The 13,161-nt window shown below is 47.9% G+C and carries 14 protein-coding genes; all 14 read right to left on the bottom strand.

The genetic code is table 11. From position 1 onward, the window contains the following. Positions 1-1,554: an ATP-binding protein gene (locus A4V09_RS05890; protein WP_065541526.1), complete on the bottom strand. Its 1,554-nt coding sequence runs from the start codon at positions 1,552-1,554 to the stop codon at positions 1-3. A gap of 2 nt (positions 1,555-1,556) precedes the next feature. Then, positions 1,557-2,840, bottom strand: coding sequence for a vWA domain-containing protein (locus A4V09_RS05885; RefSeq protein WP_065541525.1), 1,284 nt, complete (start codon positions 2,838-2,840; stop codon positions 1,557-1,559). Next, a complete protein-coding gene (locus A4V09_RS05880) occupies positions 2,837-3,190 on the bottom strand; it encodes a hypothetical protein (protein ID WP_065541524.1) in 354 nt (117 codons plus the stop codon). Before A4V09_RS05880 ends, A4V09_RS05885 begins: the two co-directional genes overlap by 4 nt. Next, entirely contained in the window at positions 3,177-4,043 is an 867-nt protein-coding gene (locus tag A4V09_RS05875; protein WP_065541523.1) for an NAD(P)-dependent oxidoreductase, read from the bottom strand. The genes A4V09_RS05880 and A4V09_RS05875 overlap by 14 nt, the downstream gene beginning before the upstream one ends. Before the next feature lie 69 nt (positions 4,044-4,112). Continuing rightward, the gene (locus tag A4V09_RS05870) at positions 4,113-4,361 is read right to left on the bottom strand and encodes an acyl carrier protein (RefSeq protein ID WP_065541522.1); all 249 of its coding nucleotides are present in this window, start codon (positions 4,359-4,361) and stop codon (positions 4,113-4,115) included. Between the two features lie 240 nt (positions 4,362-4,601). Beyond that, on the bottom strand, positions 4,602-5,381 hold the full coding sequence (locus A4V09_RS05860) for an arginase family protein (RefSeq protein WP_065541520.1): 780 nt from the start codon (positions 5,379-5,381) through the stop codon (positions 4,602-4,604). 311 nt (positions 5,382-5,692) lie between these two features. Next, positions 5,693-6,145: an Hsp20/alpha crystallin family protein gene (locus A4V09_RS05855; protein ID WP_084043446.1), complete on the bottom strand. Its 453-nt coding sequence runs from the start codon at positions 6,143-6,145 to the stop codon at positions 5,693-5,695. Positions 6,146-6,400: 255 nt separating this feature from the next. After that, complete coding sequence (locus A4V09_RS05850; RefSeq protein WP_065541519.1) at positions 6,401-7,705, bottom strand: 4Fe-4S dicluster domain-containing protein; 1,305 nt, start codon at positions 7,703-7,705, stop codon at positions 6,401-6,403. Between the two features lie 10 nt (positions 7,706-7,715). Continuing rightward, the gene (locus A4V09_RS05845) at positions 7,716-8,234 is read right to left on the bottom strand and encodes a nitroreductase family protein (RefSeq protein ID WP_065541518.1); all 519 of its coding nucleotides are present in this window, start codon (positions 8,232-8,234) and stop codon (positions 7,716-7,718) included. 65 nt (positions 8,235-8,299) lie between these two features. Then, a complete protein-coding gene (locus A4V09_RS05840) occupies positions 8,300-9,535 on the bottom strand; it encodes a D-alanyl-D-alanine carboxypeptidase family protein (RefSeq protein ID WP_065541517.1) in 1,236 nt (411 codons plus the stop codon). A 147-nt stretch (positions 9,536-9,682) separates the two neighbouring features. After that, entirely contained in the window at positions 9,683-10,918 is a 1,236-nt protein-coding gene (locus tag A4V09_RS05835; protein ID WP_065541516.1) for an MFS transporter, read from the bottom strand. Between the two features lie 16 nt (positions 10,919-10,934). Next, positions 10,935-11,723, bottom strand: coding sequence for a zinc dependent phospholipase C family protein (locus tag A4V09_RS05830; protein WP_065541515.1), 789 nt, complete (start codon positions 11,721-11,723; stop codon positions 10,935-10,937). Between the two features lie 15 nt (positions 11,724-11,738). Continuing rightward, a complete protein-coding gene (gene scpB, locus A4V09_RS05825) occupies positions 11,739-12,308 on the bottom strand; it encodes an SMC-Scp complex subunit ScpB (protein WP_065541514.1) in 570 nt (189 codons plus the stop codon). Continuing rightward, on the bottom strand, positions 12,298-13,068 hold the full coding sequence (locus A4V09_RS05820; protein ID WP_065541513.1) for a segregation and condensation protein A: 771 nt from the start codon (positions 13,066-13,068) through the stop codon (positions 12,298-12,300). The genes scpB and A4V09_RS05820 overlap by 11 nt, the downstream gene beginning before the upstream one ends. Positions 13,069-13,161: the final 93 nt, after the last annotated feature.

Raw genomic sequence — 13,161 nt, 5'->3', positions numbered from 1 at the left:
TTATGAAAATTTTTCTCCTGTCTGAAGGCATTCCGCCAACTGCCGGATCTCCTCCCTAAGCTCACGCTCCCTTTTCTCTGTCTGCAGGATTTCTCCTGCCTTTTGATATGCCCTGCAGCCGTTATCCATGATGAATTTCATCACGGTATCATCCCCGGAAATCTCTTCTGTAAATACAGCCATCTCCTGTCCGCCCGCAAACGCCTCCCCGGCAAATGCGAACGCCCGTTCCAAAAGGCGGCACATATCCTCTCTGGACTCATCCAGTTTTTCTTTTTCCCTTCCAAACATTTCTTTCAGGAACGAGGATGCCGTACATTCCTCCCGGTTTTTCACTTTTTTCCACTCATAAAGGAATCTTCTCACCCAATCTGTCACATACCCGGCAAGAAAAGCTTCATCCTCCCGATACAGTCCGGCTTCCTTTTTCACTTCCAAAGCATGTTGGCGTTTTTCAATCTCACGGCACAGCATTTCATCCGCTTCCTCCGGCCTCAAAATATCCAGGCTGTTTTTCAGCCTGCGTACTTCCTCAAAAAGACTCCTTAACTCTCTTTCTTTGGCGGAATACTGTGCCAGCGCCGCATGTACAGCTCCCAACAGAAGACTGACCACTGCAAAGCGCTCATCATAACCTGCTCTTTTCAGCCGTTCCTCTTTTGCTTTTACTGCCGCCTTCTCCATGGTTCCGTCCAGAAGCTCAAGAAACGCGTAATCTTCCTGATACTTTCTGCAGAGACTGTAGAATCCGGCAAAATCTTTTGCCACCTCCGGCTGCTGGATATACTGGAATACAAATTCGTCTGTAACAGGAAGCCCAAGCTCCTCATATACATACATCATCCGCGATAGATCCTCCCAGCCTCTGGCTGTAACAAAATAATGCCCCTCCGCATTGGCCTCCGTACGATAGAAATTCTCCCTCCGCACATCCAGATATGCAGGAATGGAGGGATGCACCTCGTGTTCCCTGGCATAGGATTTCCACACAGCGTAATCCTCTTTCACATCAATCCGCTTGATCCTGTCCAGAGTGACCATGTCAAATTCCCTCACGGATTTGTTATACTCCGGCGGATTTCCGGCGGCCACGATCACCCAGCCTTCCGGTATCTTATGGCTTCCGAATGTTTTACACTGAAGAAACTGCAGCATGGTGGGCGCAAGCGTCTCTGAGACACAGTTGATCTCATCAATAAAAAGGATCCCCTCCCTGCACCCGGTACGTTCCATGCACTGGTAAACCGATGCCACGATCTCACTCATGGTATATTCTGTCACGGTATATTCTTTTCCGTCAAACAGCCGCTTTTCAATTACCGGCAGTCCGATGGCACTCTGCCTTGTATGGTGGGTAATGGTATAGGCCACAAGACCAATCTGCAGACTTCCTGCAATCTGTTCCATGATAGCCGTCTTACCGATTCCCGGCGGACCGATCAGAAGCACTGGTCTTTGGTGAACCGCCGGTATGGCATAACTTCCGTCAGCCTTCTTTTTTGTGTATGCCCGCACTGTATTTTCAATTTCCTGTTTTGCCTGACCAATATTCATACTTATGACCCTGCCTTTCTCTCATCCAGATACAGCCGGATGGCCCACGAAGGAATTTTCACGTTTTGGGGAGGCTCCTTTATAAGGATAAATGCTGTCTCATAGTCCGGCTTCTTTGCGGGATAGATGCCGTCCCCATCTGTAAAATACAGAAGCCCTTTTAAATTCCTGATTTTTTTCTTCTCGATCAGCCTGTCCACATAAGTAAATACAGGACGGAAGTCCGTGCCGCCCCTTCCCTGGATACGGATATGTTTCATGTATGCCCGCCAGTCTTCCTCACAGCTGAGGGTTACATCCTCCTGAATATAGCAGTCACACTGTATGATATGGACATTCATCTTTTTCAAAAAATTCTCCCTCTCACTTAACATGGAGTACGTTTCCTCCAAGAAACGCTGCACCGTCTGGCGGGAACAGGAGCTGGAGGTATCAATGGCTATGACAATCTCCTCCAGTTTGAACGCCTCTGTATACTCCAGAGGCTCCACCAGTGGCATGTTACCATACATGGACAGTCCAAGGCAATAGGAAATATAATCAAAATTTTCCATATCGAGCTGTACCTCTTCTCTCTGCACAGCAAAACGCCGCATAAATTTCCGGTAATCATACCTTCTCTTTTGCTGCAGCTCATACCATTCCTGCATATTCCCTTTTTCAGTTCCCGATCTTTTGCCGGCACTGCCTGCATCCCGGTTTGTATAGGCTGCAGCCTTTTCCCATATTTCCCGGATGCCTGCAAGTTCCCCTTCGGAAATGTCTCTCCAGAGGCTGTGGCCATCCATAAAAAACAGGCGGCTCCAGGCATCGGTACAGCCTTTTTCAAATTTCCCCTCCAGCAGCAGTCCGTAAATCTCTGCTGCAGTCCTGGATTCTTTTTCATTCCAGAACAGACGGTAAACCTCTTCTTTTTCCCTCCCTGGCTCCCCGATAAGAAACGGAAAGCCAAGGCAGTCCACCGTATACTCTGCCACCATGTCACAGGCCAGATCCCACAATGTTTCCTCTCTCTTTTCCCGGTCAGCTGGGTGCAGATAGAGACAGTGGAACAGGCTGTGCAGATACATTCTGTTTATGTATTTCCTGCCCTTTTCCTGAAAATCAGACAGAACAGCCGCCGGGGAATAATGAATCACCCTGCCGTCTGTACAGGGACAGATGCATTTCTCATCCGCACCGGTTTTCAAATAGCTGCATGCCAGCGCAAAAAAAGGACAGGCGCAGGAAATTTCCTGAATGGCCAGTGCCCAGATTTCCTGCGCAATTTCCTCTGCCTGTCTCATAATTCCATATCCTTTCCGCCAAATCCGAACTGCTCCTCTTTCTTTGACAGAAGCCACAAAACACATTCCGTATTTCCATACTTCTGAGCCAATGCCAAAAGCTCGTTCATCTGCACAAGCGTCACCTCTGACAGGCCAAACAGAGCCTTTACTTTCTCTGTTTCCCTGGTCAAGATCAGCTTTTCCATAGCAGGACGAAAGCGTTTTTTCAGATATTCCCTGTACCGGGCATATAAAACAGTGTCCTGTGGGCACAGTTCAAAAAAACGCTCCAGCGCAATCGCAAGGCGGATGCTTTCCTGTCCGCTTGACAGAAATTTATCATCCAGCTCCCTGCTACTGTTCTTCATAATATTTTATCAGGGCCTGAGTACCCATATCTCCCATTCCCTCTTCATCCAGCTTCTTATACATATCAAGCACTTCCATAAGGATGGGGAGTGTCAGCTTTCTGGCATCTGATTCCTCCAGCGCAATTTTCATATCCTTGATATAGTGTTTAATGAAAAATCCGGGGTCGTAATCCCCTTTTAACAAGCGGGGTGCCATGTTATCCATCTGCCAGCTTCCCGCTGCGCCCTGGCTGATACTGTCCAGCATAGTCTGCACATCAAGACCTGCTGCGCGGGCATAGGTGATGGCCTCACACACGCCGGCGATCACTCCGCCCAGCGCGATCTGGTTGGCTGCCTTTGTATGCTGTCCGTTGCCGGCTTTTCCCTCGTAGATGATAGTCTTGCCCATGGATTTAAACAGCTCCAGGCAGGCTTCAAAAGCCTCCTCATCACCGCCGGCCATAATGGACAATGTACCGTGTCTTGCGCCCACATCTCCGCCGGATACCGGGGCATCCACTGCGTATATTCCGGCTTCCCTGGCTCTCTCGTAAATCTCCACAGAAAGCTTTGGACTGGTGGTGGTCATGTCAATGACATAGGTTCCTGGCCTGGCATTTGCTATGATTCCGGCCCCGCCAAAATAGACCTCCCATACATCTTCAGGATAACCCACCATGGTGATGACAGCTTCCCTGTCTTTGACACAGTCTGCAATGGTGTCACACCATAAAGCACCCTCCTCAATAATATCCGCCACCTTCTCTTTTGTTCTGGTATAGACAGACAGTTCATACCCTGCTTTCATCAGATTGCGTACCATGGATTTCCCCATGACTCCCACACCGATAAAACCTATTTTTTTCATTTCTTACACCTCTTCTCGGTTTTCACTTTTAACAGTTTACCATAATTCAGAAGATTTTACACCTGTTTTTTACAGACTGTACGGCAGCGCCTTTTTCTGCATGTATTCTATCACATCCCGCACCTGGGACAGTTTCCACACATCCCGCACAGGAATTTCCACCTGAAACCTGTCCTCAAAGGCACATACAAGATTTGCCACATCCAAAGAATTCAGCGCCAGATCCCTGATAAAATCCGTATCGGGGGTCAGTTCGCTGATTCCGGTCACCTGATAAACCAGTTCTTCAATCACAGACAGGAAATCTTCCCCGCGCATTAAAAACGCCCCCTTCTTATTTTTTGGATAGATGTCTTTTTAAATTCCGCTTCCGTCATGCGGATAAGCTGGATCCTTTGATGGAACGGCAGCTTTTTATTCAGCTCATAAATCTCCTCCTGAATCCGGACAGCCGGGATCCTTCTCCCCTTGGATACCCTTGCTATTTCCCTTCTTATTATTACAATTTCCGACATTTGCAATTTGGGTTTTTATTATACAGTCATCCAATTCCCCCTGTCAATCATTCTGATAAGAATTACTATTATTAAGAAATTTTACCAACACTTTAGCCATTACCTGTTGTAATCTTTTATTTGTCTGACTGTTTATGTGTAATTCCCTATTTTCACAGAAACCGCCTTCCGGTGGATTTTCACCGCAGATGTCTGCTCCAATACATTTCCTTGCGGCCGCGGCCTCCTCGATCCAGCCTGTGAGACAGTCCAGTTTCACTTCCCCCTGGTCCCAGTTCGTGGCTGCATCCTCACGGCAGAGAATGTCCTTGTCCACAGAAATGTATAAAGGCCAGGGATCCTTCTCTAAAAACTCATAAAATTTTTCCATGCTTCCTTCCCCCAGTTCCTCCCCTGATATCCATGTCACCCGGTCTGCAGGGATATCCCTTTTAAGGTCCGCCTCTTTCGGACCTGCAATACACACACTTTTCAGCATAGGATTGGACAACAGGGCCTCCCTCACCCAGCTACCGCAGGACAAAAGCCCGAAAAACGCGGACTCCTGCATATCTGTATGGTTGTCAAAGAGAAGAAGGGAAAACGGTGTGTCTATCATCTCCATCCAGAGTTTGCTCACATAGTGATAATTGCCGGAATCCAGAAAATGGATACCATAAGGGCCGTACGTTTCCATTTTCCCCTTGATCTCCTGCTCTGCCTCACCGGTACAGTAGCAGTTCACACCTTCCGCCCGGGTAAGATCCATCATCTCATATGATTCCTGTTTATAAAAATCCTCCTCCGGATACACACCGGAAAAATTCATGATAACTGTTTTCATATCTGGACATCTCCTGTTTTTTCTTTTACCATAGCACAGACGGGCAGAATTTGTAAACCGTACATGACTGTGAAGGCCACCGGCTGTTACAACCGTAGTTACTGTTCACGCGCCACTGTCCCGCCAGGTGTTTTCAGGCCGAAGGCATGATAATCCCAAGGCAGCCAGCGCGATATGGAGCAGAATGCTCCATATCTGTACATCGCGAAGCGTGTTGCTGGGCACGGAGTGAACAGTAACCAACCGTACACCCAAAAGGACCGCCGCTTCCAAATGAAGCGGCGGCCCTTAAAGGAGGAGTAACAAAAAGCTTATCCTTCGATGGAGATATACTTGTTCTCTTCAACCTGCTTTCTGTCCTTCTTTGGTACGGTCAGGCGAAGGATCCCATCTTCAAATTTGGCGTTGATCTCATTCTGGGTGATACCCTCTCCCACATAGAAGCTCCTGGAACAGCTTCCCGCATAACGCTCTCTGCGGATATATTTTCCTTCCTTGTCCTCTTTGTCTTTGTCAAGAGATTTTGCTGCCTGTATGATAAGATATCCGTTCTCCAGTCTGGCAGATACGTTCTCTTTCTTGAAGCCCGGCAGGTCGATATCAACTTCGTAGGAATCTTCCCTCTCTTTTACATCGGTCTTCATAAGATTCTTCTCGTTCTTTCCGTACAGAGGATTTTTTCTTCCGAAAAACTCTCTCTCAAAAGGAAAGTCCATCCATTCGTCAAATAAATCTTCTCCAAAAATACTGGGTATCATTCTCATAAGTCATTCTCCTTTCCATGTATATCAATCAACGAATTGTTACATATAACAGGGGATTCTTTCTTTTCCCTTGTTCTAATTGTAATATAGCACGCATTATTAGCAGTGTCAAGAGTAGAGTGCTAATTTCACACTTTTTTCACATTTTTCTTTTGTTGTGCGACTCATTAAAAAAGAACCCTCCGTTTCCATTTTCTGCACCTTATGCAAATCATGGAAACGAAAAGTTCCTTTTTAATTACTGAAACCAGCCTTTTATTTTTTCTTCCTGTTCTTATTCACAGCGCTGGACAGCAGTTTATCCAGATAAACGGATTTGAACTGCTTGCTGGCCAAGGCCTGTTTCAGCGGAGGAAGATTCAAAATGACACCAAACACGGCAGCCATGGCTCTGTGATTGGCAAATGCCTGATTGTCAAAAATAAGGTTCTGCAGGGTCCCTTTTTCAATGGCCTGCAGCACAAACCTGTGCGTGCTGTTCACCGGTGTTATGACCTGTACCGGGCGCCGCTGAAGTTTCAGGGAACCATTGGGGCATCTGGACGCGCACACACCGCAGCCAAGGCAGATATCCGTATCCACCACAGGGCGTTTTTTCTTTTTCCCGCCCTCCTGGACTTCCTCCATGGAAATGGCAAAAATGGGACATGCTTTTTCGCATTTTCCGCATCCCATACAGGTCGTGTCTTCCACCGACGGGATATAATTGGTAGTTGCAACAGGCTGCATGGGGGAAAACTTTCTGGCAGCCTGGAGGGCCTCGCAACAGCATCCGCAGCAGTTGCAGATAAATGCCGGGTCCTCCCTGACATTCTCCCCAATCTGCACAAGTCCCGCGTCATAAGAACGCTCCAGGGCATCCATGGCTTCCTCCTTGGAGATGAGCCTGGCATGTCCGCCGTGCTCTGCCAGAGAGCGGGCTACATTACCGAAAGTCAGGCATACATCCCAGGGAGCGTCAATCGCACAGGGATGTCCCGCGTGGAATGCCTTATGCCTGCAGTAGCAGGTGCCAAGGCCGATATACGCCGCCTCCTCCACTATGTGGCTGGCCCGCTCATGGTCCAGGATATGCAGCGTATTCTCCGTGGTAAGCACCGGTTCCTGAACGTAGACACGCCCAAGCTTCGTCTCTGTGGCATAGAAAAGATCTTTGACAAAATCCTCCTCCACATTCATATACTGATAATACAGTTCACTTAAATATTTCTGGTCAATGTCCCCCCTGGTCCGCATGAGCGCAAATTCAATGAATCCGGCCATGGGCGGCGGCATGACAAAACGGCGTACGCCCCTGTATGTGGAGTCCACCAGCAGAGCCTTCTCACACAGATGGTCCAGCACTTTTTCCGCCTTTGCCTCCGTGGTCCCCCAGATACGTGCCGCTTTTTTCAGCGTAAAGGGACGTACTGGCAGAAGCGCCACCCACTTTGCCTCTTTCTCTGTATAGAGTACCTGCAGGATCTTATAAAAAGTATCCGACGGCGGCGCTCCCTGGGTAAACCAGTTGATTCTGTCTTCCAGATTTTTATATGCGTCTTTTGATGTGATATGTCCCATTCTAAACGTCCTATTCTACAAAATGTACCTCTCCTGTTTTTTTCACTTCCTTGTTCTCAGATGCCGCAGCATATCCAAGAGCAGCCATGCCGAATACCTTATGTGATCTTGGAATATCCCAGCTGTTTAATATCTCCCGCACTTCAGACTCCTGGCAGAGATCGCGCATCTGGTTGATCCACACAGAACCGATACCAAAGGAATGGGCTGCCAGAAATATATTTTCCAGAGCACAGGCATTATCCTCCATGGAATGCCGGTTCTCCTTTTCATTGGACGGAATCACCAGAACCTGGGGGCTGTACATGTCATAGCCGTCTCTGCCAAGTTTCCTTCCGATCACCTCTGCCAGCTTCCGGATCTTATCTCTGTCCGTCACCACTGTAAATTTCCATGTCTGACGGTTCTGGCCGCTGGGTGCATAAAGACCTGCCTGCACAATCTGTTCCAGCTCATTCTTAAGGATTTCCTTATTCTGAAATGCCCGGATACTTCTTCTCGTCAAAATATTTTCCATTACTGCATTCATCCTGATTCCTCCTTGTGTTTTTCTTTATTTTATCACAATATCAAAGATTGTAAAGTGTCCGCCTCTCAGCCCGCCGCGCCGAAAGCCCATTTGTCCATGGTCTTCTCCAGACACCATGGAAAATCAATCTTTTTCACGGACTGCTTCACCTTCACAGGGCAGGTGAGAAATGTCTGCCCTCCTACCCGGTAAGTGATGGTTCCCACCTGGGTTCCCGCTCTTACGGGCGCTTTCAGAGATTCTTTTCCCTCATATCCCACTTCTATTTCCTCATCCTGGCGCATCAGCATTCCGAAATCCTTTGCCTTCTCCACCTCCAGGTTGGTAAATGCCGTATTTCCCAGCGAAGCGCTCTGCCCGTTTTTAACCGGTATGGCAGCCGGTATATGGGGAAGCTCTGCATCGGAAAAAGAGCGGTAGCTGTAATTCTCCAGACCGTAATTCATAAGTTTCATAGTATCCTTCCACTTATAAGTCTTGTTATTGGGCCACCCACATGCAAGAAGGGCCACAATAAAGGTCTTGCCATCCCTGGTAAGGGCTCCCACATAGCAGTATCCTGCATTTGCCGTAAACCCGGTCTTTCCGGTGAGCGCACCCTCCATCATATTCAGAAAGGCGTTGTGGTTATTACAGGAAAAACTTCGTTTTCCGTCAACATCTGAAAAGCTGTAGGAGGCAGTTCTGGTCACATTGAGAAACTCTTCCCGGCAGGGCGATTCCTTAATACAATACCGCATAATACGTGCCAGGTCTGCCGCTGTGGTAGAGTGTACTTTCTGCTCCTCCCCCACAGTCACGGACGCGTCCAGCCCGTTGGGCGTAATGAAATACGTGTCCTCACATCCAAGCTCCCCGGCTTTCGCGTTCATCATGTCTGCGAATCCCTCCACACTTCCTCCCAAATGCTCCGCGATCATCACGGCCGCATCGTTGTGGCTCTCCAGCATCAGGGAATAGAGAAGGTCCCCAAAACGGAAGGTCTCCCCTTCCGCCACCCCCAGATGCACTTTGGGCCTGGATGCCGCATAGGCGGATGCCGTCACAATATCCTCCGCATTCCCCTTCTCCAGAGCCAGAATACAGGTCATGATCTTGGTTGTACTGGCCATGGGCCTTTTCTCAAACCCGTTTTTTTCATACAGTATCCTGCCTGAATCCGCATCCATAAGTACCGCTGAGGTGGCATACAGACTTCCAACATCCTGTCCATTTTCCCCTGCCCAGACGATATCTCTATGTCCCACGAAGCATCCTGTTATCACTGCGCATACTAAAATCCAGCTTATAATTTTTTTCATGCTTCCATCCCTGCACACAAAATTTCTTATACATTATATGCCTGTCCTCGGACAATTATAACAAAAAGTCCAGGATAACGGCTCCTGTATAAGAATAACAAGAAGCTGTACCAAAACAGTTTTTTCCTGCTTTGGTACAGCTTCCAATCAGACACGCTCCAACTTCTCTGTTTTTCCAAACAGGAAAAATCCGATGATAAACATCACAGCCAGCATTCCCACGCCTGTCCTTGAACTTCCGCTTAACTGCGTGGAGATTCCCATAAGCATGGTTCCCATAAATGCCGCGCCTTTGCCGAAGATATCATAGAATCCGAAATATTCGCTGGAATTTTCCTTTGGGATGATCCTTGCAAAATATGACCGGGACAGCGCCTGGATAGCCCCCTGGAATACAGCCACACAGACAGCCAGAAACCAGAATTCCCATGCCCGGTCAAGCTGAAGGGCAAACAGTGCAATGCCCAGATAGCCCAGAATACAGACTTTGATCAGCTTCTCACTCTTAAACTTTGCCGAAAACTTTCCAAACAACAAAGAACAGGGGAATGCCACGATCTGGGTCAGCAAAAGTGCCAGGAGCAGATGGGTATCGTCAATCCCCACATCTTTTCCGTAGGAAGTCGCCAAATCAATGATGGTATAGACACCATCAATATAGAAGAAAAAAGCAGCCAGAAAATAAAGTACCTTTTTGTCCTTGTTGATCTTAAAAACAACATTTTTCAGTCTCACAAAGCTTTCCCTCAGCGGGTTCTTCTTCACTTCCACCCAATGCTTCTGCTCATAATTTTTCAGAAGCGGAATGGTTACCGCAAACCACCAGATTCCTGTGATCCCAAAAGAGATCATGGTGGCCGTGACACCTGATATACCCAGTTTCTCAGCGAAAAGGATAAGAAGCAGGCAGGCGGTGAAAGGAATACAGCTTCCAATATACCCCCACGCATATCCGTGTGAAGATACCATGTCCATCCTCTCATCCGTTGTCACATCCGCAAGCATGGAGTCGTAAAAGATCAGGCTCATACTGTATGTGGTCTTGGCGATCACCAGAACCACCAGAAAAGCCAGCCACTCATTTGGTATGGCAAGGGAAAGACATCCCATCACGCCGATCACAAAAAAGGAGGCAAACATAGGCTTCTTATACCCTTTTGTATCCGCCAGGGTTCCAAACACCGGCCCCATCAGTGCCACGAGAACCGTACAGACGGACAGGGCATAACTCAAATACGCAGTAGAATCCGCCAGGGAAATCCCTTCCGCTGTGGCGATATTTTTAAAATAGATCGGGATTATTGTGGTACACAGCATAACAAATGCTGAATTTCCCACATCATACAGCACCCACTGTTTTTCCAGTTTGCTTAATCCTTTCATATACCCCCCGTTTTTCTCAGCCGAAATTCCTGCCGAAACGCTGTGACAGCCGCTCTTCCTTTACCATGCAGCCGTACAGATTGGTAAGTGCCTCCACAGCCTCATCCAATGCCTCGTCATACAGATGACGCAGCACATCTGTTGCCATGTCACATCTTCTGTCCGGTTTGGCCGGTATGATATGACCGCCAAGTGTATCCCGGCATCCAAACAGCTTCATTATTCCCCAAAGCCCTTTTCTCTTCAGACTTCCCTCGCAGACAAGGGCACCTGTATAGAATTTCATGCCCCTTAACGCTTTTGCAGCCTGTTTCACTGTAATCTTTCCAAAGGCCCTGCTTATGGTCCTGCAGCCCTCCAAGGTGGGGCAGATATTTACTGCCGGCTTGTAGGTGAACGGGTCTTTTCCCTCACGCAGCATATAATAACGGTCAAGCTCGGATTCAATCTCTGCGTGTGAAGCACCTGTTTCCTTTTCAAACCGCCGCACATAAGGGTGGCAGGTACTGTCCAGAATGTAATGACACCCAAACCCCAGCAGATAGGAAAGCATCTGCGCCGTGGGCTCCTCCTGGTACTTGACAACCGCCTGGCAGAAAAACTCCGCCGCCTCTCTTTTGTGCACCTGATGTCCCAGTCCACTCACCCGGTTCTTCACCAGGGGCTGATAATAAAACAAAATATCCGAACCGTGCAGGCCGGTTAAATACATACTTTTTGATTCCCTGATCGCCTCTTTTATCTCAGAAGGAAGCCTTTTATAAACTTCCTTGCCGAAAATGTCATGTGTGTAAGTTGTTGGCATGTCTCTTTCCCCCGTTTATACATCCAGCTTCAGCTGAATTTCTTCTTCTGCCTCTGCTTTGAAATCTTCAATCTGTACCGGATCCAGTTCCGGCAGTTCATCCAGCCCCTGCACCCCGAAGTTCCTCAAAAATTCCTCCGTAGTTCCAAAAAGAAGGGGCCTTCCCGGCGCGTCCAGACGTCCAACCTCCTGGACCAGATTATATTCCATCAGCTTGTTCACTGCATGGTCGGACTTGACACCGCGGATTTTCTCTATCTCAAGCTTTGTGACCGGCTGCTTATAGGCAATGATGGAGAGTGTCTCCAGCATAACATCTGTAAGCACCGCCTTTTTCGGCTGCAGGGCAAGCTTGACCAGATAGTCATAATATTCTTCCTTTGTACACATCTGATAAGCGTTCTCCAGCTCGATTATCTTGATCCCACGGTCTTTGGCATTATATTTCAGCATCATATTCCGAATGATTTTTCTGGTGGTTTCCGTATCGTGTCCTATAGCCTTGGCAATGGCAGAAACTTCCACAGATTCTCCCACAGCAAACAAAAGCGCCTCAACAGCGCCCTCCAGATGTTCAATTTCCATACGGGTCCCCTTTCTTATCCTCCCTGCTCTCAATCTGAATATCATCGAAGATATACTCCTGCCGGATAAAAATCTTTCCTGTCTTCATAAGCTCCAGAATAGCCAGAAATGTAACCACCACCTGGAATTTACTGGCCTGTTTTCCCAGAAGATCCCGGAAACTGAAACGACGGTGCCGTCTGGCATACGCCTCCACATCCGTCATTTTCTCCGGCAGGCTGACCTCCTCCTGCTCAATCTTGCCGAAATTACTTCGGATCGGGTCCTTCTTATCTTCCTGCCGCTTCAGTACATCCTGAAAAATTTTATGAAGACGGCCCAGTGTCAGCCCGCAAAGCAGTTCACTGGTATCCACCGGCTCCCTGTAATCCTCCACTTCCTTTGGAAGAGAGGGGAGCTTATAAATACTCTTTGCCGCTTCTGACATCCTGTCCCTGAGCTCATATGACATATACTTATACATTTTATACTCCAGAAGCTGGCGCACCAGTTCATCTCTGGGGTCCTCCTCCTGGCCGTCCTCATTGACTTCTTTCGGGAGGAGCATCCTGCACTTGATGGAGATAAGCGTTGCAGCCATAACCATAAATTCACTCATAAGATTCAGGTCTTCCCGTTCCATCTGGTGAATGTATTCCATATACTGGTCTGTTATCTTCACAATGGGAATATCGTAAATATTCACTTTATTTTTCTCAATCAGGTGCAGAAGCAAATCCAAAGGTCCCTCAAACACCGGAAGCTTTACCGGAATTCCCATTTACTATCATCCTTTTCCTGCAGTTATTACACGGTCATACCGCTTACAGCATTTTACACTATTTTCAGGGAAAAGTCCAGAATATTCCTTGCC

The organism is Blautia pseudococcoides (genome assembly GCF_001689125.2).
Lineage (GTDB): Bacteria > Bacillota > Clostridia > Lachnospirales > Lachnospiraceae > Blautia > Blautia pseudococcoides.
Note: the sequence above shows the minus strand (reverse complement) of the source record. Positions and strands in the feature narration are given on the sequence as shown.